We start from the raw sequence: 20143 nt of genomic DNA on the forward strand, positions 1-20143 counted from the left end.
GGCCTCGGCGTACTGGATCACCCGCATGTGCGGGTGATGCCAGCACAACAAGCGGCAATGTCACGCCTCGAAGGAACACGAACTCGGTATCGCCTTAGCCGTATGGATGGGTTTCGCTTCCGCCTTCGCTCTTCGAGCTACGGCGGACAAGTCGCTCTACCCATCCTACGAATTCTTGCTACGAATTCTTGCGCGCGAACGCCTGCAACGCCGTGCGCAACTGCGCAATCCATTCGTCGCCGTGCTCAAACCTGCCTGCGGCGATCCGCTTGCAGACCTGATCGAGATCTTCACCGCCGGCCTGGCCCCTGGCAAGTTGCTGCGCGATCGCAATATAGCCGTCCGTCAGCAGCACCAGGCCGGGCGCGCTCGCGTCGGCGTAATGCCGAAGCACACCGCGAAAGATGTCGATCGCCTCGAGATAGCGGCCAAGCGCCAGATCGAAGGCTCCCACCAGCCAGGCGCCCGTGCCCAGCCGCAACGGCCCGAGCCCCAGCTCCTGCACGAGGTCCAGCGAACGCTCGGCAAGCTCGCGCGCCGCCAGCAAATGATCCGACTTGGCCGGCATGCCCGAAACGCTCCAGCCCGGCCAGCAATCGGCCGCGGCGTTGAACGTCATCCGCTGCACGATCTTGAGCGCGTCACGCTCGTCATCATCCTGTGCGCCGCGACGGCGCTCGATCTGGTCGGCCGCATCGCGCGCGGCCGCCAGCAGCGCCGCATCATCGCCCGCGCTGCGCAACGCCTTGACGCGCGTCTCCAGCTGACCGGCCAGCGCGGCAAGAGTGTCGGCCATGGTTCGCCCCCGCGAATGGCGATGAAACTTCGTCCGGTGGATTAGCCGAATCCGTGCGCCGCCATAAGGTCGGCCGAGCGCCCTGACGCCAATTCGCCCTACACTTTTTCGCGAAGAAACACGAACTCGGTGTCGTCATAGGCGCGCCGCTCGAGCTCCTCAAAGCCCTCGGGCGCCACGAAGGAAGCGGCCTTCGCCTCCTCGACCACGAGCAGCGCGCCCGGCGTCAGCCAGCCGCCGTCGCGCAACGAGGCGAGCGCCTTGTCGGCGAGACCCTTGCCATAGGGCGGATCGAGAAACACCAGCGAGAACGGCTCGACCGGATGCGCAGGCCCGAGATCGGTGGCATCGCGGCGATAGACCTTGGTGGTCCCGCCGAGGCCGAGCGACTCGACATTGTTGCGCAGCAGCGCCCGCGCCTCGGCGCCGTTGTCGACGAACAGCGTGAACTTCGCACCGCGCGAAGCGGCCTCGATGCCGAGCGCGCCGGTGCCGGCAAACAGATCGAGCACGCGCGCATCCAGAATCGGATTGTCGTAGGCGTGAACGAGGATGTTGAACACGGACTCGCGCAGGCGGTCCGCGGTCGGACGGATCTCACGGCCCGACGGCGACGCGAGATTGCGGCCCCTCAGCCTGCCCCCGACGACACGCATTGGCCGTTACTCGTCCTTCGGCGTGAGATCGCGCTTGCCGTGATAGCCGCGCTTGGGGCGGCGCGGCGGGCCGTAGCCGTTGGCCTCGTCCTCGTTGCGGGCGCGGGCTTCCTCGCTGCCGGTGCGCTGCACCAGCACGCGGCGGCCCTTGCGATCGTTGATCGTCTCGCGCTTGCTCGGCTTCGGCTTCCTGGCGGGCGCATCGTCGCCGTCGGTCGCGTCGCGCTGCTCCGGCCGCGTGAAGTCGGCACCGGCGATCTTGGCGATCTTCTCGCCGAGCTGCTCGCGCAGCACCCGCGTCTTGACCTCCTCGACCTTGCCCTCCTCGAGCTCACCGAGCTGGAACGGACCATAGGAGATCCGGATCAGCCGGTTCACCTCGAGGCCGAGATGCGCCATCACATTGCGCACCTCGCGGTTCTTGCCTTCGCGGATCGCGAACACCACCCAGACGTTGGAGCTCTGGTCGCGCTCCAGCGTCGCGTCGATCGGCCCGTATTTGACACCGTCGACCTCGACGCCGTCCTTGAGCTGGTCGAGCTGGCCTTGCGTCACCTCGCCATGCGCGCGCACGCGGTAGCGGCGCAGCCAACCGGTGTCGGGATGCTCCAGCGTTCGCGCCAGCCCGCCGTCATTGGTCAGCAGCAGCAGGCCTTCGGTGTTGAAATCGAGCCGGCCGATCGAGATCAGCCGCGGCAGGCCTTCGGGCAGATTGTCGAACACGGTCGGCCGCCCCTCGGGATCGGCATGCGTCGTCATCAGCCCACGCGGCTTGTGATACATGAACAGCCGCGTCCGCTCGCGCGGCGGCAACGGCTTGCCGTCGACCGCCACGACGTCGTTGTCGGTGATATCGAGCGCCGGCGAGTTGATCACCCGTCCGTTGACGGTGACGCGGCCTTGGGTGACGATCTCCTCGGCATCGCGGCGCGAGGCGAGACCGGCGCGCGCCAGCACCTTGGCGATGCGTTCGCCTGACTTCTTCGGCTTCGGCTCGGGACGCTCGCGTTCCCGGCGATCGTCGTAAGAACGCTCGCGATAGGCACCGCGGCCGCCGAAGGCCGGGCGCTTCGCAAACACCTTGCTGTCGTCCTCATTGTCGCGGCGCGGGCGATCGCCGAAACGGCCCTCGCTGCGCGGATGCTCCTGCCAGTCGGTGCGGCCTTCGGGCCGCTCGCGGCGGCGATTGTCGCGGTCACCGCCCTCGCCATCGCGCTCCCCGGAGTCGCCCTTGCGATCCCAGCGCGGCCGGCTGAACTTCGGACGGTCACCTTGCTCGCGATCGTCGCGGGACCGGGAGAACCGCGGCCGCTCGCCGCCGCCGCGATCGTCGCGCGGCCTGTCGTAGCGCGGCTTGTCGAAACTGCGCGGGCCGTCGCGGAACGGACGCGAACCACGCTCCGGACGATCGGAACCGCCCTCGCGCTTCTGCCACGGCTTGGATTCGCCGCGCGGCGGCCGATCGCCAAAGTCCCTGCGCGGGCCGCGATCGCCACCGCGATCCCGATCGCCACCGCGCTTGAACTTGCTGTCGCCGCCGAATTTGCGCGCGGGCCGATCGCCATCACGGGAAGGACGGTCGCCGAACGATCGCTCGCCACGCGGCGTGTAGGGCCGCTTCTCTCCATCACGGTCGCGCGGCGCGTAAGGCTTGCGGTCGCCGAATTTCCGGTCGGACGACCGTCCCGCCGGGCGGGCATCGTCGCGATCGCGGCGCGGTGCGCGATCATCGCGATTGTAGTTCGGGCGGTCACCGCGCGGCTTGAACGAACGCTTTTCGCCATCGCCATCGCGGTCAAACCTCGGCCGGTCGCCGCGGGGCTTGAAGGTGCGCTTCTCGCCGTCGCCGTCGCGGGCCGGACGGTCACGGAAAGGTCGATCTCCGCGGGGACGGTCGCCGTCGCGGCTGAATCTGGGCTTGTCGCCGAAATCGCGGCGCGGCGGACGGTCTTCGCGATCACCGCGATAGGGCCGCTTCTCGCCATCGCCCCTGCCGGCCGAATCCTTGGCACCAAAGCCGCGCTTGGCGAATTTCTTGTCGGGTCCGCGGGCGGCGCCGGAGCGGCCTTTGCCACCGCCGGCGCGGCCTTTTGCATCGCCGGCGCGGCCCTGGCCACCGCCGGGCCGATCACGCCGGCCGCGGGAATCGTTGTGTTTGTCGCTATCGCGGGGCATGAATGTTCTCGCCTGGGCGTTCAATTGGGGTGCAAGGGCAACCGGTCGTACGCGCCCCGTGGGCAGCGCGCTTGACGCAAAACCGGCATCCACTTTTGCTGAAGGCGAAGCTACTAGCAGGTTTCTTCCGATGATACGAGGCATGACAGCCCCTTCTTTCATGGATTTGGCGCTGAAAACGGCCGAAAATGCCGGAAAAGCTGGCGAAGTTCCGATCGGATGCGTGATCGTCCGGGGCTACGAGGTGATCGCCGCCGCCGGCAACCGCACCCTGACCGACCGCGACCCCACCGCCCATGCCGAGATCCTGGCGATCCGGCAGGCCGCTGACGCCATCGGCACCGAACGGCTGGTCGATTGCGACCTCTACGTGACGCTGGAGCCCTGCACGATGTGCGCCGGTGCGATCTCCTTCGCCCGCATCCGGCGGCTGTATTACGGTGCCGCCGACCCCAAGGGCGGCGCGATCGAGTCCGGCGTCCGGTTCTTCGCGCAGCCGACCTGCCACCACGTCCCGGAGGTCTACGGCGCGGTGGGTGAGAGCGAGGCGGCGCGGCTGTTGCGCGAGTTCTTCAGGGAGCGGCGGTGAGACATCCGTAGCCCGGACGAAGTTCCCCTCGTCGCCCCGGCGAAGACCGGGACCCATAACCACAGGGTTAAGCTGTTAGATGGCTGCGGCCCCAGCGTCGCGAAACAATGTCCTTCGGTGGTTATGGGTCCCGGCCTTCGCCGGGACGACATCGAGTATGTTGCGTGATCGAGAGACATACATTCACGGTGTCTCTGGATGACGGTGAACGGAGCCGCATCAAGCAGCCAGGAAGAACTCGCGCAGCAGCTTCGCGGTCGCGTCCGGGGCCTCCTCGGGCAGGAAATGCCCCGACGGCACCGGCGCGCCGCTGACATTGCTGGCCCAGTTCTTCCAGGTGTCGAGCGGCGTGGTCGCGGCGCTGGCCACGCCGGCATCGCCCCACAACGCCAGCATCGGGATCGTGATCTTGTTGCCGGCATCGACATCGGCCTTGTCGATTTCATAATCGGCATAGGCGCCGGCGCGGTAGTCCTCGCACATCGCGTGGATGCGGGCGGGATCGCGGAACGGCGCGAGATAATGCGCGAGCGCGCGCGGATCGATCGCCTCCAGCGTCTTGGTCCGGGTCTGGCTCGCCATCTTCTCCTTGAGGAAGAATTCGCCATTGTTGGAGATCAGCGTCTCCGGCAGCGGATAGGGCTGCGCCAGGAACGCCCAGTGGTAGATCTTCAGCGCCGAGAGGCGATTGAGCTTCTGCCAGTAATCATAGGTCGGCGCGATATCGAGCACCGCGAGCTTCGACAACCGGCCGGGATGATCGAGCGCCAGACGGTACGACACCCGGCCGCCGCGATCGTGGCCGGCGAGCGCGAAATGCACGTGACCGAGCTGCTCCATCATTTCGATCATGGTCTTGGCCCAGGCCCGCTTGGTGTAGGGCGTATGATCCTTGTCGCTGTCGGGCATGTCGGACCAGCCGTAGCCCGGCAGGTCGGCGATGATCAGCGTGAACCTGTCATCGAGCTTCGGCGCGACCGTGTGCCACATCACATGGGTCGAGGAGAAGCCGTGCAGCAGCAGCAAGGGCGGGCCCTTGCCGCCGACGCGGGCGAAGATGCGGCCCTGCGAAGTGTTGATCCATTTGGATTCGTAGCCGGGAAAAAGATCAGCGAGATCAGGCATCGGTGGCTCCTCCCGGTTGCGTTGCGCCGTGCTTCAAACTTTGTTCGGCGTTGCCGCTGCTTTCGGCGAGGTTTATGCCATCCTCAAGCCTATCCAACAACAACATGAAACGAGGAAGTGCCATGTCGATCGATTTCGAAATTCCGGCCGAAGCCAAGGCGATCCGCGAGAAGGTTCGCAAATTCGTCCACGACGAGTGCATTCCGGCGGAAAAGGAACTCGACACCAAGCCGCTTGCCGAGGTGCTGGCACCGCTGCGGAAGAAGGCCCGCGCGCAGGGCCTGTGGTGCCCATTCGTGCCGAAGGAGTATGGCGGTATGGGCCTCGGCCCGCTCGCCAATGCGCTGGTGCAGATGGAGCTCGGCGAGAGCATGCTCGGCGCGCTCTCGATGAACACGCAGGGCCCGGACGACGCCTCGATGATGACGATCCTGGCGCACGGCACCGAGTACCAGAAGGAAAAATTCCTCAAGCCGCTGCTCAACGGCGAGAAGCGCATCTGCTTCTCCATGACGGAGAAGGCCGCCGGCGCCGATGCCACCGGCATGCAGACCTCCGCAGTGAAGGACGGCAACGAGAACTACATCCTCAACGGCGAGAAATGGTTCTCCTCTTCGGCGAGCGTCGCCGACATGGCGCTGGTCATGGCGAAGACCGATCCGAACGCGCCGCGCCACAAGCAATATTCGACCTTCATCGTCGAGCTGCCCAACCCCGGCTACCGCATCAAGCGCAACGTCGCCAACATGGCGATCGAGGGCCCGCATGACGACGTGATCCATGGCGGCCATTCCGAGATCGAGATCAAGGATCTGAAGGTACCGGCCGACAATCTGCTCGGCGGCGAAGGCAACGGCTTCAACATGGGCCAGCACCGCCTCGCCTACGGCCGGCTGCGCCACGGCATGCACAATGTCGCCAAGGCGCAGCGCGCGCTCGACATGGCGGCGGCCCACGTCACCAAGCGCTCGACCTTCGGCCAGCTGCTGGCCGACCGCCAGGCGGTGCAGTTCATGCTCGCCGACTGCGCCAGCGAGCTCTATATCGGCCGGCTGATGCTGCTGCACATCGCCTACAAGGCGGAGAAGGGCCTCGACATCCGCCAGGAGAACTCGATCGCCAAGATCTTCCACGCCCACATGGTGCACAAGGTGATCGACACCGCGATCCAGCTGCACGGCGCACTCGGCTTCAGCCAGGATACGCCGCTCGCGAAATGGTACACCCAGGTGCGCTCGCAGCGGCTGGTCGACGGCCCGGATGAAGTGCACAAGTGGAAGATCGGCAAGAACGTCATCAAGGCGTTCCGCGAGCACGGCACCACCGCGTCGGCGGCGGGCGGGGACTTGCTGTAACTTTCACCGTCATTGCGAGCGAAGCGAAGCAATCCACGTCTCCATGCGGAGATAGATGGATTGCTTGGTCGCTTCAGCGCAAAATTGCTCTGCAATTTTGTCGCGAGCTCCTCGCAATGACGCGGCGCTAGCCCTTTTCCTGCTCCACCGCCTGCCAGGCGATGTCGCGGCGGCAGAATCCGTCGGGCCATTTGATGCGGTCGACAGCCTGATAGGCGCGGTCGCGCGCCTCGGTGACCGTCTTGCCCATGGCGCAGACGTTCAGCACGCGGCCGCCATTGGCGAGGGTGGCGCCATCCCTTGCCACCGTGCCGGCGTGGAAGATCTCGACGCCCTCGACCTTGGCGGCGTCATCGAGGCCGTCGATCCGGGTGCCCTTGAGGTAGTCGCCGGGATAGCCCTTCGCCGCCATCACCACCGTCAGCGCCGGGTCCGGATACCAGCGCAGATCGAAATTCTTCAACTGCCCGTCGATCGAGGCGAGCAGCGCCGGCACGATGTCGGACATCATCCGCAGCATCAGCACCTGGCATTCGGGATCGCCGAACCGGACATTGTATTCGAAAAGTTTCGGGCCCTGCGCGGTCAGCATCACGCCGGCATAGAGCACGCCCTTGAACGGCGTGCCGCGGCTCTTCATTCCGGCGACCGTCGGCAGGATGATCCGGGCCATGATCTGGTCGTGCACCTCCGGCGTCACGAACGGCGTCGGCGAATAGGCGCCCATGCCGCCGGTGTTCGGGCCCTTGTCGTGGTCGAACACCCGCTTGTGGTCCTGCGCGGTAGCCAGCGGGATCGCGGTCTCGCCGTCGCACAGCGCGAAGAAGCTGATCTCGCGGCCGGAGAGGAATTCCTCGATCACGACCTCGGCGCCGGCCGAGCCGAACGCGCCCTCGAACATCATCGCAATGGCGGCCTCCGCCTCACCCAGCGTCTGCGCCACCACGACGCCCTTGCCGGCGGCGAGCCCGTCGGCCTTGACCACGATCGGCGCGCCCTCGGCGCGGACATAGGCGGTCGCGTCCTTCGCATTGTCGAAGCGGCGATAGGCGCCGGTCGGAATGGCGAACTCGCTGCAGAGGTCTTTTGTAAAACCCTTGGAGCCCTCGAGCTGGGCGGCCTGCCTGCTCGGCCCGAACGCCTTGATGCCGACGGCGGCGAGATCGTCGACGATGCCGGCAGCCAGCGGCGTCTCCGGGCCGACCACCACCAGGTCGACCGCATTGCGCCGGCAGAATGCGATCACCGCGGCATGGTCGGCGACGTCGAGCGCGATGCATTCGGCCTCGCGCGCGATCCCGGCATTGCCCGGCGCGCACCACAGTTTCGTCACCAGCGGGGATGCGGCGATCTTCCACGCCAGCGCATGTTCGCGGCCGCCGGAACCGAGCAGGAGAATGTTCATCAGAGACAGGCTCAAAAGGGTGCAAGAGCTGTGTCGGTCGCACGAATCCCGGCCGGCCTGCAAGGGGCGACGAGGCCGATTCCCCCGTCATTCCGGCCTCACGGCTGCTTGCCGGCGATGATCTCCTGCAAGGTCGCGACATGGCGGCCGAAGGCGCCACGGCCGGCCGCCGTCGCGGTCACGGTGGTCTGCGGCTTCTTGCCGACGAAGGCCTTGTCGACCGCGACATAGCCGGCCCTGGCCAGCGTCTCGATATGGGCGCCGAGATTGCCGTCGGTGGCGCCTGTCAGCTTCTTCAGCCGGGCGAATTCGAGCCCGGTCGCAACCGGCAGCACATTGAGCGCCGCCATGATCCGCAGCCGCAGCGGCTGGTGGATGATCTCGTCGAGTTCCGCCATCGCGTCAGATCCGGCGCATCCAGAGGCCGCCGAGCACCAGCGCGCCGCCATGGACCGCCGCCATCCACAGCAGCAGGGCCGGGCCGGCGTAGAAATAGCCGATCACGATCAGCGCAGTGCTGCCGAGCGCGATCACGATGAAGGCATAGCCGAACCACAGGCCGGCGAGCGCGTAGAACAGCATCGTGAAGACCGGCCAGAACACCAGCATCTGGCGCGGTCCGAAATGGCCGAGCACCACCGAGCAGAAAATGCCGAATGCGATGAACAGCAGAAACGCCATCAGCAGCCGGATGGCGAAGGCGCCCGCCCCCCGACCGACGCCGCCGAACGCGGCAATCCCGATCGAGCCCGCGATTCCGACGAGGTCGACGACCAGCCAGATCGCATAGCCCTGCGGCGACCATGTGTAATTGGCGATGTAGCCCACGAACACCAACACGCCCCACATGATGATGATCAGACTGGCGATCTGATAGATTTGCGATTGGCGGACGCGATGCACGACGTCGTTGATGTCGCTCAGCGCCGCGCTGGCCTGCCGGCTGTCGATCATGACGCCACTCCATTTTGCTCGGCGAACTTGGCGGACACCGGAGGCGCCTCGGCCGGCGGACGATATTTGCCGATCAGCACATAGGCGACCGTCATGGTCATGATCGACAGCGCCAAGGCCACCAGCCCGACCTGCCCGCGCGTCGTCAGCGGCAGCAGCCGCACCATGATTTCGGTTGCCGCCGCCGAGATCAGCGACACGTAGGACCACGAGATGAAATAATAATGGGTCAGCCGCCAGTTCGCCGGGCGCGGGCTGCGCAGCAGCGGAACGATCGCCGCCACGATGCAGGCGAAGTTCACCATCGCGGCGAGATGGAACAGGTTGAGCTGCTGCGGAATGAACGAAGCTTGCCAACGTCAACTGCGACATCATCCGCCAGCCCTCCAGCCAGGTCGCATCATTCTCTATGCAGAGAACTCTGTATCACAGAGTATATGGACAAACAAGCCCGTGCATTGGCGATGGCGGGTAAAAGTCCCTACGTTGCTTTGAAGCCCACAAACAGCCGAATCACCTGCAAATGACTGCTGCCGCGCCAAATCTCGTCAACGCGCCCGAATTCACCGTCTCGGAACTCTCCTCCGCGCTGAAGCGGACGGTGGAGGACCGGTTCGGCCATGTCCGCGTCCGCGGCGAGATCTCCGGCTTTCGCGGCCCGCACTCCTCCGGCCACTGCTATTTCGCGCTGAAGGACGAGAACGCCAAGATCGAGGCGGTGATCTGGAAGTTCGCCCACGCCCGCATGCGCTTCAAGCCGCAGGAGGGCCTCGAGGTCATCGCCACCGGCAAGCTGACCACCTATCCGAACTCCTCGAAGTACCAGATCGTCATCGATTCGCTGGAGCCGGCCGGCGTCGGCGCGCTGATGGCGCTGATGGAGGAGCGCAAGAAGAAGCTCGCGGCCGAAGGCCTGTTCGACGAGGCCCGCAAGCAGCTGCTGCCCTGGCTGCCCGAGGTGATCGGCGTCGTCACCTCGCCGACCGGCGCGGTGATCCGCGACATCCTGCATCGGCTCGAGGACCGCTTCCCCCGCCGGGTGCTGGTGTGGCCGGTCAAGGTGCAGGGCGACGGCTCGGCCGAGCAGGTCGCCGCCGCGATCCGCGGCTTCAACGCGCTGCCGGAGGGCGGCCGGATCCCGCGGCCCGATCTGTTGATCGTCGCGCGCGGCGGCGGCTCGCTGGAGGATTTGTGGTCGTTCAACGAGGAGATCGTGGTCCGCGCCGCGGCCGAGAGCCATATCCCGCTGATCTCGGCGGTGGGCCACGAGACCGACATCACGCTGATCGACTTCGTCGCCGACAAGCGCGCGCCGACGCCGACCGCCGCCGCCGAGATGGCGGTGCCGGTGCGCAGCGAGCTGTTCGTCGAGGTCACAGCGCTCGCCCGCCGCACCATGGTGTGCTGGCAGCGGGCCCAGGAGGCGCGCCGCGCCGAGTTGCGCGCCGCCGCGCGGGCGCTGCCGGCGGCGAACGAATTGCTGGCTATCCCGCGGCAGCGGCTCGATCATCTCGCCGCCGGGCTGCCGCGCGGGCTGAAGGCCAATACGCACGCGCATTTCCGCCGCTTCGCCGCGTCGAGCTCGCGGCTCACCATCGGCGTGCTGCGCGGCCAGGTCGCGCATGCGCGGCAGCGGCTGACCGCATCGGGTGAACGCATCACGCTGTCGGCGCGCGCGCTGCTGCATCGCCGCCGCGAGCGCTTCAATGGCCTCGAGATCCGGCTCAAGGCCTCGAAGCTCGCCAATGCCAAGGCCCAGCGCAACGCGATCGCGCGCGATCTCGAGCGTACCCACCGCCTTGCCGAGCGCGCCCACCGCGCGCTCAAGACGACGCTGCAACGGCTCGAGGCACGGGTCGCGCATCGCAGCCAGCTGCTGTCGGCGCTGTCCTATCGCGGGGTGCTGGCGCGCGGCTTCGCGCTGGTGCGCGATGCGCACGGACACGCGCTGCATTCCGCCGCGGCGGTCGGGCCGAACGCCGGCCTGTCGATCGAGTTCGCCGACGGCCGCGTCGCCGCCACCACTGACGCCGATCAGCCCGCGGCGACGGCGACGCCCGAGAGCGAGCCGAAGCCCCCGCGTGAGACGAAACCGGCGGCGCCGAAGCGCGTCACCAAGCCGGTCGATCAGGGCAGCTTGTTCTGACGCGACAATAACTGGTTCAGCGCGACAGCCACTCGACGACCTGCTTCTGCGCATCCTTGCGCGCATCCGCATCGGTGCCGATGTGGCCGCGCTCGGCGATCTCGGCATCGGAGGCCGCGACCGCGTGCAGCGGCAAATTGGCGCGATCGAAATCGTGATAGGCGTCGGGATAGACCACGATCCGCGCCAGCGCGCTGCGGCCGCGCGCGCCGTCGACCATCTGGTGGCAGGCCGATGACGACGTCACGTCGTCGCGCGCGCCGATCAGCACCAGTGTCGGCACCCGCGCGCTCCAGCCGAGGCCGAACGAGGTGCGGCAATCCGGATAGAACGCGACCGCCGAGCGAAAATCCGGCTCGGCATTGCGCGACCACATCTGCGGCCGCACCGCCCACAGCAGCGCGGCGGCGCCGTTGCCCCAGCCGATCAGGCTGATGCGGCTCTTCGCCACCCATTTCTGCTGCACCAGCCACTGCCGCGCCGCGTTGATGTCGGCAACCCGCGCCCGCCGGGTCTGCACCTGGTGCTCCCTGATGCGGCACTGCGGACCCAGCTCGCGCGAGCCGTAGCTGTCCGGCAGCAGCACCGCATGGCCTGCCGTGAGCAATTGCTCGGCCCAGTCGCGATAGCGCGGCGCGACCTGCTCGGACTTGCCGGCGAGACCGCCGCAGCTGTGCAGCGCGATGACGGTCGGGAACGGTCCGTCGCCATCGGGCCGGTAGAGCTGGGCGTGCAGCGTGACATTGCCTTCGGGAATCTCGACCTGATGCGGGGCCGGGAGCGGGGTCGCCGCGGCCGGCACCGCAAGCATCGCGAGACACATGAAAACTGAAGTGAGGCGCATCCGATCCGGCCGGCTCGTAATGGCGCTGCCAACACAGCGGACCACGGCTGCAACGCTACCATGCACGTCTGCCGCCAAATCATCACAAGTCGGTGGTTTAACGGGCGGACATGCCCCACTATCTATGATAGACGGCTGCATGAACATTTAAGGCTGCCTCGTCCGAGGCAAGGCGGAGAGCTCAATCGTGCTGAACAAGTTCGGTCCCTCGGGCCATGGCGAAGCGCAGGTGCAATATCTCGACGGCGATTTCCGCGTGATCTCGCCCGGCACCTTTGTGCGTTGTGCCATCACCGACGTCCGGATTCCGCTCGACGAACTGAAGTACTGGAGCGTCGACCTGCAGGAGGCCTACGCCACCCCGACCGCCGTGCTGCAGCGCCACCATCCCGGCATGGTCAAGTCGCAGGCCTAGGCTCAACGCCGGGTTCATTTGCCCAGCCTCCTCTCCCTTGCCTTGAATAGCTGATCGCTCACGAAGCGTCGCAGCGTATCAGGCTGTTCGAACTGCATCGTCACCGCGAACGGCACGATCGCCTGCGCCCAGGCCGGCATCCCATCCGGTCCACGCAACCGTGCCAGATCCTTTTCCGTCGTCACCAGCGTCAACCCGTCGCGTTTCGCGTCGGCAACGAGTTGCTCGATCTCGTCCTTGGTGAAGGCATGGTGGTCGGCGAAAGCCGTATTGCGCACGACGTCGACGCCGCTTGACCGCAACGTGTTGAAGAAGCGCGCGGGATCGCCGATGCCGGCAAAGGCGAGTGCACGCTTGCCGCTCAGCGCCGCCAGCGAAGCCTGCTCAGGCTTCAGATGCGCGGACAGCACCGGCTTGCCGCGTGACTCGATCTCGATTTCGATGGTCCGCGCCGCATAGCCATCGCCGACCACGATCAGCGCATCTGTGTTCGCCAGCTGCGGCGACAAGGGCGCACGCAGCGGGCCTGCCGGAATGACGCGAGCATTGCCGACGCCACGCATCCCGTCGATCACGATCAGGCAGCAATCCTTCGTCACGGATGGATTCTGGAAGCCGTCATCCATCAGGATCACGCTCGCATTCTGCGCCCGCACCAAGGCAATGCCCGCAGCGCGGTCGCGCGACACCACGACCGGCAAACTCGCGGCCATCATCAGCGGTTCGTCGCCGACATCGGTCGCCGTGTGGTTGTCGCGATCGACCTTGACCGGGCCGGCGAGCCTGCCGCCATAGCCGCGGCTGAGCACCACCGGCCGCTCATCGAGCTCGCGCAGCAGCTTGGCCAGCGCCAGCACCGTCGGCGTCTTGCCGGCGCCGCCGACATGGTAGTTGCCGACGCAGATCACGGGAATGCCGGCATCGGTGCCGGAGCGCTGCATCCGCCGCACGGCGACCGCGCCGTACAGCGCGGCAAGAGGGCTCAACAGAAATGCAGTCCAAGACGACGGCCGGTGCCAGAAGGCCGGCTCACGCATTGGCGGCTCCCATCTCGAGCCGCAGCTGCAGCAGATAGGGCTCGAGCGCCGTCACCGTGCGCTCCAGCGCGCCGCCGAGCTGTTCGACGACGCGCTCGGAGGCGACCAGCGACGTCTCGCGCGCCGCGGGATCGGCGAGGAACTGGCCGAGCTGCTTGACCAGCGCCTCCAGATCGTCAGCGCGCCGCGCGCCGCCGGCACGATCGAGCGCCTCGTAGACGTCGGTGAAATTGAAGACGTGCGGGCCGTGCACGATGGCAGCGCCAAGCTTGATCGCCTCGATCGGATTCTGGCCGCCATGCGCGACCAGCGAGCCGCCCATGAACACGATCGGCGCCAGGCGATAGAACAGCCCGAGCTCGCCCATCGTGTCGGCGACGTAGATATCGGTGGTCGCGACCGGCAGATCCTCGTGCGAGCGCAGGCCGGGACGCAGGCCGGCGTCGGTGACGAGCCGCGCCACCGCCTCGCCGCGCGCGGCATGCCGCGGCACGATCACGGTGAGCAGACCGGGGAAGTATCCGGCGAGCGATCTGTGCGCCTCGATCAGGAGTTCTTCCTCGCCCGGATGGGTGGACGCGGCGACCACGATCGCGCGGCCGCGCGTCACCGACATCAGCCGTTCCAGCTTGGCCGGATCGGCCGGCGGCGCGGCGACGTCGAGCTTGAGGTTGCCGGTGACGACGACATTCTGGCTGCCGAGCGCGGCAAAGCGTTCGGCGTCGGTGTTCGACTGCGCGAGACAGATGTCGAACCGTCCGAGCAGCGCCCCGATGGTGTTGGAGACCCGGCGCCAGCGCGGGAACGAACGCTGCGACATCCGCCCGTTGATCAGGACCATCGGCAGCCGCCGCGCGGCGCTCGACAGGATCAGGTTCGGCCACAGATCGGACTCAATGAACAGCGCCAGCGACGGACGCCAGTGATCGAGGAAGCGCGCGACGTAACGCGGCGAGTCATACGGCACGTACTGGTGGATCACGTCGGGTGGAAAGCGCTTGGCGACGATCGCGGCCGAGGTCACGGTGCCCGAGGTGAGCAGGATGCGCAGGTTGAGCGCGCGCAGCCGCTCGATCAGCCCGGCCGCCGCCAGCACCTCGCCGACGCTCGCGCCGTGGATCCAGACCAGCGGTCCCTGCGGCCTGACATCGGCGCTCATGCCGCGCCGCTCGCCGACACGTTCGGGATCTTCCTTGCCGAGCTTGAGCCGCCGCTTGATCAGCGCAGGCACGACCGGCACCATCGCGGACGACAGCTTGCGGTAAACGCGCAACGTCATCGGGAGCGAGTTAGCCAAGCGTTGCCTCCGGCCGCCCGACGGCTGCATAGGCGCGCCGGGTCGCTTCGTTGAGAAGATCCTCCACGTGCTGCCGAAGCTTTTCCATCGTCGCGGCATCGGCATCGGGCGGCACATAGACCGGCTCAATACCTACCACTGCGCCGCGCCCGAATGGCAAATTGATGGTCGTGGAATCCCAGTTTTTCAACCGGATGAATCGGCTGGTGACCATCGCAAAGGGGATGATCGGCCGGCCGCTTTCCCGCGCCAGCATGATGGCCCCGAGACCCGCCACCCGCGCCCGCTTCGGCACGTCGGCCGTGGTCGCCATGTTGCAGCCGTCTTCCAGCGCCCGGACCATCTCCAGGAAGGCGCCGACGCCGCCCTTGCGATGGAACGCGCCGGAATGATCGCCGGAACCGCGGATCGTGCCGATGCCGAGCCGTTCCACCGCAAGCGCGTTGAACTCGCCGTCGCGGTGGCGGGAGATCAGGACCTTGGCGCGGTAGCTGTCCTTGGTCTTGATGAACGGCGTCATGAAGTGCTGGCCGTGCCAGAACACGAAGATCGCCGGCATCAAGGGCTCGACGATCCCGTAAACGTCATGCGGCTGATAGATGAAGCGGTTGGTGTACCACACCAGCCGCAGATACTCGGCCGCAAGCACACCCAGCGCGCGCTGCACGAAGCCGCTGCGCAGCAGATCGCGAAATAGTCGTTTCAATGGGAATGCTTTGCGTCCTGCTCAGGATCGAGCAACCGGTGGAGATGAACGACGAAATAGCGCATCTGGGCGTTGTCCACGGTCGCCTGCGCCTTCGCCTTCCAGGCCGCATAGGCGGTCGCATAGTTCGGGTAGACGCCGACGATCTCGACTTCGTCCAGGTTCTTGAAGGTGTTGTGCTCGAGATCGGTCAACTCGCCACCGATCACGAGGTGAAGCAGCTGAGGCTGGGCATTGTCTGACATGATGCTGTTTTCCTAACGAGATGCCCGGCAAAGCAAAAGAAGTCGTGGTCGTCACAGTTACAAGTCTGGCGGTAACAAAGTCTGGTCGTCACAGGTCTGTCGTAACAGCTCTGGCCGTCACAACGGGAAACGTGGCGCGGATCGGCGGGACCTCACGGCAATGGACGGTTACGAAAATGCTCGACAATGCGTGCATGACGTTCGCGTCCTGCTGCCACCAGCACCCCATGCGTCACCTCCCGGCGATTGTATTCAATCGCATCCCCCGAGAGCGCGGTCATCTTACCACCCGCTTCCTGCACGATCAAATTCGCGGCGGCAAGATCCCAGTCGCGGCTTTGCCCGCCCGCAAAAGCGGCGTCAAGTCGACCTTGTGCTACACGGCACAACCGCAAGGCCAGCGATCCGATCCGCGGAAACAGCGTGATCTCGTCCGAGGTCGGGCTGAGCCGCTGCACCAGCGGCTTCGGTCCGGCCATGCGGGGAAAATCGAAATCGGTGCCTGTCGTCGCGTGCACGGCGCTGTCGTTCAGCGTGGCGCCCTGGCCGCGGGCGGCGAAGAAGAATTCCTCGGTCACCGGTGCATACACCGCCGCGAGCACCGGCTGCGCATTTTCAACCAGCGCCACACTGACGCACCAGTCCTCGCGGCCGGCGAGATAGGCGCGGGTGCCGTCGATCGGATCGACGATCCAGGTGAAGCGCTTGCCGAGCCTGCTCGCGTCGTCGGCGCTTTCCTCCGAGAGCCAGCCATAGGCCGGCGTGGCCGAACGCAGCTGTTGCTCCAGCAGGTCGTTGACCGCGATGTCGGCCTCGGAAACCGGCGAGGACGCGCCCTTGATCCAGTTCTTCAATTCGGTGCGGAACATCGACAGGCCGAGCCGGCCCGCCTCCTGCACTGTCTTGGTCAGCAAGGCGGCGTCGCGCGCCTTGGTCCAGTCGTCCGTATCAGCGTCCGCCAAGCGTCAGGCCCTCGATGCGCAGGGTCGGCGAATTGACGCCGAAGCGGAATTCCAGGTCGTTGGCGGCGACCAGCGACTTGAACATCGGCAGCAGGTGACCGGCGATGGTGACTTCGCTGACCGGATAGGTGATCTCGCCGTTCTCGATCCAGAAGCCGGACGCGCCGCGGCTGTAATCGCCGGTCACGCCGTTGACGCCGGAACCGATCAGGTCGGTGACATAGAAGCCCTGCTTGATGTCGGAGATCAGCTCTTTCGGCGTCACCGCACCCGGCTCGAGATGCAGATTGTACGTTCCGGGCGACGGCGAGGACGACACGCCGCGATGCGCATGGCCGGTCGTGACCAGACCGAGCTCGCGCGCGGTCGCGGAGTCGAGCACCCAGGTGGTCAGCACGCCTTCGTCGATCAGCGCGATCTTCTTCACCTTGACGCCCTCGGCGTCGAAGGTCTGCGAACGCAGGCCGCGCACCCGCAAGGGATCGTCGATGATGCGGATGTCTTTGGAGAACAGCTGCTCGCCGAGCTTGTCCTTCAGGAAGGAGGTCTTGCGCGCGATCGAAGCGCCGTTGATGGCGCCGACCAGATGGCCGACGATCGAGCCGGCAACCCGCGGATCGAACACCACGGGCACCTTGCAGGTCTCGACCTTGCGCGGATTTGCGCGCGCCACCGCGCGCTCGCCGGCCTTGCGGCCGACGGTCGTGGGTGAATCGAGATCGGAGGCATGCGGCGCGCTGGTGAAATCATAGTCGCGCTCCATGCCGGTGCCCTCACCGGAAATCGCAGTCGTCGAGATGCCGTGGCTCGAACGAAGGTAGGAACCGTGGAAGCCGGTCGACGTCACCAGCACCATGCCGCCGATCCCGGTCGAGGCCGACGCACCGCCGGACTTGGTGACACCCTTGACCGCGAGCGCCGCGGCCTCGGCCGCGATGGCGCGCTGCTCGAGTTCGGCGGTGGCCGGAACGTTGCGGTCGAGCAGATCGAGATCGGGGAAATCATGCGCAAGCAGCGCGGGATCGGCGAGGCCGACATATTTGTCGTCCGGCGCCACGCGCGCCATCGCGACCGCGCGCTCGGCGAGCTTGGCGATCCCGTCGCCGCTGACGTCATTGGTCGACACTACCGCCTGGCGCTGGCCGACGAACACCCGCAAACCGACGTCATCGCCTTCGGAGCGCTCGGTTTCCTCGACGCGACCGTCGCGCACCTCGACGCCCTGCGAGACGCCGCGCACCGCGATGGCATCGGCGGCATCGGCGCCGGCGCGCTTGGCAGCCTCGACCAGACGCTGCGCGAGGTCGCTGAGACCGGATTGGTCGAACAGGTCGGAGGTATCACCGTGTCGCGATGCAGATGGTGAAGAGTTCACGAACAAATTCCTGCGGATGGAGGGGGGCCCGGAACGGCGTCGACAGACCTAACCAGATGTGCCGGATTCACAGGGATTTCAAGCACTTTGCGCCGGCGGGCAACAAAGATTTGAGTGATCGGGGCAAGGCTTCGTCAATCATGCGGGCCAACCTCTTGTCAATCATGGCGCGAGGTGAGGAGGGGTTAACCAGGCTTTTTAAGCTGAAACCGCCATCGCTCGGCTAGGCTCTCACACATCGACCGGGAACATAATCCCGGCGGGGAGACTAAGGCTTTGAGGCGTCAAACACCAACAAGCGGAATCAATTCCGCCGGGTCGAGCTGCGCATTGCGGCTCGACCCCCTTTCCCTTCCGCTCTCTTTCCACGCGCAGGACGCGCGCGCGGATGGCGGCATGCGGCAGGTCGAGCTTCATCGCGAACATGTCGTGCTGCGCCGCGCCGTTCTCGGCATGCGGATGGCGGTCAATGTTCGCGTCAGCGATTTCCTCGGCGTCGCGCTGCGCGGCATCGACGACGCGCAGACGCTGGTGCTGGTTCACCGCGATCCCGCGCTCAGCATTCCACTCGGCTCCAGTTCGGATGCCGACGAAATCACTTCGGCCTGGCAGATGTGGAGCGACATCTTCCGCCTGCCGCAACTGACCGAGCCGGCACCGCGGACGCCTGCCGCGCGCCGCCGTCGCCGCAACGCGATCCGTGCCCGCCGCCCGAAATTCCTGGTCCGCCGCCGCGCCGGCGTTCAGCTCAACGAAGCCAGCGTGCATCGCGACGAGCGCGAGATCATCGCGCGGGATTAGCTTTATCGTTTCTCGTACGCAGTTCGCCTCACAACCGCTGTCGTCCCTGCGAAGGCAGGGACCCATAACCACAGGGTTGTGTTGTTGGAGCAAGCTGTGGCCGCAACGTAGCAAATCAACGGACATTCGGGGTAATGGGTCCTGGCTTTCGCCAGGACGACGATGAGGATGGGACGCGATTCAAGGCGTCACACCACGCGCTGTCATCGCCCGGACGAGCCGGGCGATGACAGGTGTGGATTACGAGGCAGCTTCGCATTCTCTCCCCGTCATTCCGGGACGTGCGAAGCGCGAGCCCCGGAATGACGAGAGCTGAAGTTACCCCGCGCGCAGCACGGCATCCACGACCAGGCTCGCGAACAGGATCAGGCCGGCGTCGCGGTTGGACTTGAAGATGCGGAGGCAGAGCGCGCCATCGGCGATGTCGAGCCGGCGGACCTGCCAGGCCAGATGCAGCGCGAAGGCCGCGAGCCCGATCCAGGCCGGCCAGCGCGCGCCGGCGAGCGCCAAGGCCGTGCCGATCAGCAGCACGGCGAGACCATAGAAAATCGTCAGCGCCAGATGGGTGCGCGCGCCGAACAGGCGCGCGGTGGATTTGACGCCGATCAGCGCATCGTCCTCGGCGTCCTGATGGGCGTAGATGGTGTCGTAGGCGATCACCCAAGCGATCGATCCGGCGTACAGCGCGATCGCGGTCAGATCGATGCGCTGGAGCGTCACCGCAAATCCCATCAAGGCGCCGTAGGAAAAAGCGAGGCCGAGCACGACCTGCGGCCACCAGGTGATCCGCTTCATGAACGGGTAGATCGCGACGATCGCGAGCGAGGCGATGCCGGTCATGACAGCGAAACGGTTGAACTGCAGCAGCACGAGCAGCCCGATCAGCGCCTGCAGCACCATGAAGGCGACCGCCTGCGTCACCGTGACCTGCCCGGCCGGGATCGGCCGCGACCGCGTGCGCTCGACCTTGGCGTCGAGATCGCGATCGGTGATGTCGTTCCAGGTGCAGCCGGCGCCGCGCATCACGAAGGCGCCGATGAAGAACAGCAGCACGACGAGCGGGAGCGAGCGAACATCGTGCGCGACGCCGGCGGCAAGCGCCGCCGACCACCAGCACGGCATCAACAGCAGCCAGGAGCCGATCGGGCGGTCGTAGCGCGCCAGCCGCAGATAGGGCCGCGACCAGACCGGCGCATGGGTATCCACCCAGTTGCCTGTGGAGTCGGCAACGCGGGCGGATACGTCGCTCATGGCTGGTCA

At 66.4% G+C, this 20143-nt stretch carries 21 protein-coding genes; 5 read left to right on the forward strand and 16 right to left on the reverse strand.

Annotated elements, in window-relative coordinates; all coding sequences use genetic code 11:
- Positions 1-178: 178 nt before the first annotated feature.
- The 3 genes from BRSPCE3_RS26980 to BRSPCE3_RS26990 all read right to left on the reverse strand — a co-directional run bounded on the left by BRSPCE3_RS26980 (position 179) and on the right by BRSPCE3_RS26990 (position 3627).
- Positions 179-796, reverse strand: coding sequence for a hypothetical protein (locus BRSPCE3_RS26980; RefSeq protein ID WP_244069339.1), 618 nt, complete (start codon positions 794-796; stop codon positions 179-181).
- A gap of 98 nt (positions 797-894) precedes the next feature.
- Positions 895-1452 carry a 16S rRNA (guanine(966)-N(2))-methyltransferase RsmD gene (gene rsmD / locus BRSPCE3_RS26985; RefSeq protein ID WP_244069341.1) on the reverse strand — a complete coding sequence of 186 codons (558 nt, stop codon included), beginning with the start codon at positions 1450-1452 and terminating at the stop codon, positions 895-897.
- 6 nt (positions 1453-1458) lie between these two features.
- A complete protein-coding gene (locus BRSPCE3_RS26990) occupies positions 1459-3627 on the reverse strand; it encodes a pseudouridine synthase (protein ID WP_244069344.1) in 2169 nt (722 codons plus the stop codon).
- A gap of 130 nt (positions 3628-3757) precedes the next feature.
- On the opposite strand from BRSPCE3_RS26990, the gene BRSPCE3_RS26995 reads away from it, so the two are divergent.
- On the forward strand, positions 3758-4216 hold the full coding sequence (locus BRSPCE3_RS26995) for a nucleoside deaminase (protein WP_244069346.1): 459 nt from the start codon (positions 3758-3760) through the stop codon (positions 4214-4216).
- Positions 4217-4435: 219 nt separating this feature from the next.
- Here the strand turns inward: BRSPCE3_RS26995 and BRSPCE3_RS27000 are convergent, their stop codons facing one another.
- Entirely contained in the window at positions 4436-5341 is a 906-nt protein-coding gene (locus BRSPCE3_RS27000) for an alpha/beta fold hydrolase (protein ID WP_244069347.1), read from the reverse strand.
- Between the two features lie 122 nt (positions 5342-5463).
- On the opposite strand from BRSPCE3_RS27000, the gene BRSPCE3_RS27005 reads away from it, so the two are divergent.
- Complete coding sequence (locus BRSPCE3_RS27005) at positions 5464-6696, forward strand: acyl-CoA dehydrogenase family protein (protein WP_244069349.1); 1233 nt, start codon at positions 5464-5466, stop codon at positions 6694-6696.
- Positions 6697-6823: 127 nt separating this feature from the next.
- Here the strand turns inward: BRSPCE3_RS27005 and purD are convergent, their stop codons facing one another.
- The 4 genes from purD to BRSPCE3_RS27025 form a co-directional block, all read right to left on the reverse strand.
- A complete protein-coding gene (gene purD, locus BRSPCE3_RS27010; protein ID WP_244069351.1) occupies positions 6824-8101 on the reverse strand; it encodes a phosphoribosylamine--glycine ligase in 1278 nt (425 codons plus the stop codon).
- 98 nt (positions 8102-8199) lie between these two features.
- A complete protein-coding gene (locus BRSPCE3_RS27015) occupies positions 8200-8499 on the reverse strand; it encodes a transcriptional regulator (protein WP_244069355.1) in 300 nt (99 codons plus the stop codon).
- Between the two features lie 4 nt (positions 8500-8503).
- A complete protein-coding gene (locus BRSPCE3_RS27020) occupies positions 8504-9055 on the reverse strand; it encodes a hypothetical protein (RefSeq protein ID WP_244069356.1) in 552 nt (183 codons plus the stop codon).
- A complete protein-coding gene (locus BRSPCE3_RS27025) occupies positions 9052-9360 on the reverse strand; it encodes a hypothetical protein (protein WP_244069357.1) in 309 nt (102 codons plus the stop codon). Before BRSPCE3_RS27025 ends, BRSPCE3_RS27020 begins: the two co-directional genes overlap by 4 nt.
- 218 nt (positions 9361-9578) lie before the next feature.
- Between BRSPCE3_RS27025 and xseA the strand changes: the two genes are divergently transcribed.
- Complete coding sequence (xseA, locus tag BRSPCE3_RS27030; RefSeq protein WP_244069358.1) at positions 9579-11201, forward strand: exodeoxyribonuclease VII large subunit; 1623 nt, start codon at positions 9579-9581, stop codon at positions 11199-11201.
- A gap of 16 nt (positions 11202-11217) precedes the next feature.
- Here xseA and BRSPCE3_RS27035 read toward each other — a convergent pair whose 3' ends face one another.
- A complete protein-coding gene (locus tag BRSPCE3_RS27035; protein WP_375709964.1) occupies positions 11218-12045 on the reverse strand; it encodes a dienelactone hydrolase family protein in 828 nt (275 codons plus the stop codon).
- Positions 12046-12232: 187 nt separating this feature from the next.
- Here BRSPCE3_RS27035 and BRSPCE3_RS27040 point away from each other — a divergent pair, with 187 nt between their 5' ends.
- Positions 12233-12460, forward strand: a complete 228-nt coding sequence (locus BRSPCE3_RS27040; protein ID WP_244069360.1) for a DUF2093 domain-containing protein — start codon at positions 12233-12235, stop codon at positions 12458-12460.
- Between the two features lie 14 nt (positions 12461-12474).
- On the opposite strand, the gene lpxK is transcribed toward BRSPCE3_RS27040, so the two are convergent.
- From lpxK to BRSPCE3_RS27070, 6 genes are all read right to left on the reverse strand, one after another.
- Positions 12475-13497, reverse strand: a complete 1023-nt coding sequence (gene lpxK, locus BRSPCE3_RS27045; protein WP_244069361.1) for a tetraacyldisaccharide 4'-kinase — start codon at positions 13495-13497, stop codon at positions 12475-12477.
- Positions 13490-14824 (reverse strand): 3-deoxy-D-manno-octulosonic acid transferase, encoded by a 1335-nt coding sequence (locus BRSPCE3_RS27050; protein WP_244069362.1) that lies wholly within the window; start codon positions 14822-14824, stop codon positions 13490-13492. The genes lpxK and BRSPCE3_RS27050 overlap by 8 nt, the downstream gene beginning before the upstream one ends.
- Complete coding sequence (locus BRSPCE3_RS27055; RefSeq protein WP_244069363.1) at positions 14787-15500, reverse strand: lysophospholipid acyltransferase family protein; 714 nt, start codon at positions 15498-15500, stop codon at positions 14787-14789. Before BRSPCE3_RS27055 ends, BRSPCE3_RS27050 begins: the two co-directional genes overlap by 38 nt.
- Positions 15497-15745, reverse strand: coding sequence for a DUF4170 domain-containing protein (locus tag BRSPCE3_RS27060; RefSeq protein WP_050403683.1), 249 nt, complete (start codon positions 15743-15745; stop codon positions 15497-15499). The genes BRSPCE3_RS27055 and BRSPCE3_RS27060 overlap by 4 nt, the downstream gene beginning before the upstream one ends.
- A 152-nt stretch (positions 15746-15897) precedes the next feature.
- Complete coding sequence (locus BRSPCE3_RS27065) at positions 15898-16707, reverse strand: 3'(2'),5'-bisphosphate nucleotidase CysQ (protein ID WP_244069364.1); 810 nt, start codon at positions 16705-16707, stop codon at positions 15898-15900.
- The gene (locus BRSPCE3_RS27070; RefSeq protein WP_244069366.1) at positions 16694-18082 is read right to left on the reverse strand and encodes a TldD/PmbA family protein; all 1389 of its coding nucleotides are present in this window, start codon (positions 18080-18082) and stop codon (positions 16694-16696) included. Before BRSPCE3_RS27070 ends, BRSPCE3_RS27065 begins: the two co-directional genes overlap by 14 nt.
- Positions 18083-18358: 276 nt before the next feature.
- On the opposite strand from BRSPCE3_RS27070, the gene BRSPCE3_RS27075 reads away from it, so the two are divergent.
- A complete protein-coding gene (locus tag BRSPCE3_RS27075) occupies positions 18359-18883 on the forward strand; it encodes a DUF6101 family protein (protein ID WP_244069367.1) in 525 nt (174 codons plus the stop codon).
- A gap of 318 nt (positions 18884-19201) precedes the next feature.
- On the opposite strand, the gene ubiA is transcribed toward BRSPCE3_RS27075, so the two are convergent.
- Positions 19202-20134: a 4-hydroxybenzoate octaprenyltransferase gene (ubiA, locus tag BRSPCE3_RS27080; RefSeq protein WP_244069368.1), complete on the reverse strand. Its 933-nt coding sequence runs from the start codon at positions 20132-20134 to the stop codon at positions 19202-19204.
- Positions 20135-20143 lie beyond the last annotated feature (9 nt).

Source organism: Bradyrhizobium sp. Ce-3, from assembly GCF_022835695.1.
Taxonomy (GTDB): Bacteria; Pseudomonadota; Alphaproteobacteria; order Rhizobiales; family Xanthobacteraceae; genus Bradyrhizobium.

What these genes read in the sequence shown, in the direction of transcription:
- BRSPCE3_RS26980 (WP_244069339.1), bottom strand. Translation starts at nt 796, where the DNA reads ATGGCCGACACTCTTGCCGCGCTGGCCGGTCAGCTGGAGACGCGCGTC.
- rsmD (WP_244069341.1), bottom strand. Translation starts at nt 1,452, where the DNA reads ATGCGTGTCGTCGGGGGCAGGCTGAGGGGCCGCAATCTCGCGTCGCCG.
- BRSPCE3_RS26990 (WP_244069344.1), bottom strand. Translation starts at nt 3,627, where the DNA reads ATGCCCCGCGATAGCGACAAACACAACGATTCCCGCGGCCGGCGTGAT.
- BRSPCE3_RS26995 (WP_244069346.1), top strand. Translation starts at nt 3,758, where the DNA reads ATGATACGAGGCATGACAGCCCCTTCTTTCATGGATTTGGCGCTGAAA.
- BRSPCE3_RS27000 (WP_244069347.1), bottom strand. Translation starts at nt 5,341, where the DNA reads ATGCCTGATCTCGCTGATCTTTTTCCCGGCTACGAATCCAAATGGATC.
- BRSPCE3_RS27005 (WP_244069349.1), top strand. Translation starts at nt 5,464, where the DNA reads ATGTCGATCGATTTCGAAATTCCGGCCGAAGCCAAGGCGATCCGCGAG.
- purD (WP_244069351.1), bottom strand. Translation starts at nt 8,101, where the DNA reads ATGAACATTCTCCTGCTCGGTTCCGGCGGCCGCGAACATGCGCTGGCG.
- BRSPCE3_RS27015 (WP_244069355.1), bottom strand. Translation starts at nt 8,499, where the DNA reads ATGGCGGAACTCGACGAGATCATCCACCAGCCGCTGCGGCTGCGGATC.
- BRSPCE3_RS27020 (WP_244069356.1), bottom strand. Translation starts at nt 9,055, where the DNA reads ATGATCGACAGCCGGCAGGCCAGCGCGGCGCTGAGCGACATCAACGAC.
- BRSPCE3_RS27025 (WP_244069357.1), bottom strand. Translation starts at nt 9,360, where the DNA reads ATGGTGAACTTCGCCTGCATCGTGGCGGCGATCGTTCCGCTGCTGCGC.
- xseA (WP_244069358.1), top strand. Translation starts at nt 9,579, where the DNA reads ATGACTGCTGCCGCGCCAAATCTCGTCAACGCGCCCGAATTCACCGTC.
- BRSPCE3_RS27035 (WP_375709964.1), bottom strand. Translation starts at nt 12,045, where the DNA reads ATGCGCCTCACTTCAGTTTTCATGTGTCTCGCGATGCTTGCGGTGCCG.
- lpxK (WP_244069361.1), bottom strand. Translation starts at nt 13,497, where the DNA reads ATGCGTGAGCCGGCCTTCTGGCACCGGCCGTCGTCTTGGACTGCATTT.
- BRSPCE3_RS27050 (WP_244069362.1), bottom strand. Translation starts at nt 14,824, where the DNA reads ATGCAGCCGTCGGGCGGCCGGAGGCAACGCTTGGCTAACTCGCTCCCG.
- BRSPCE3_RS27060 (WP_050403683.1), bottom strand. Translation starts at nt 15,745, where the DNA reads ATGTCAGACAATGCCCAGCCTCAGCTGCTTCACCTCGTGATCGGTGGC.
- ubiA (WP_244069368.1), bottom strand. Translation starts at nt 20,134, where the DNA reads ATGAGCGACGTATCCGCCCGCGTTGCCGACTCCACAGGCAACTGGGTG.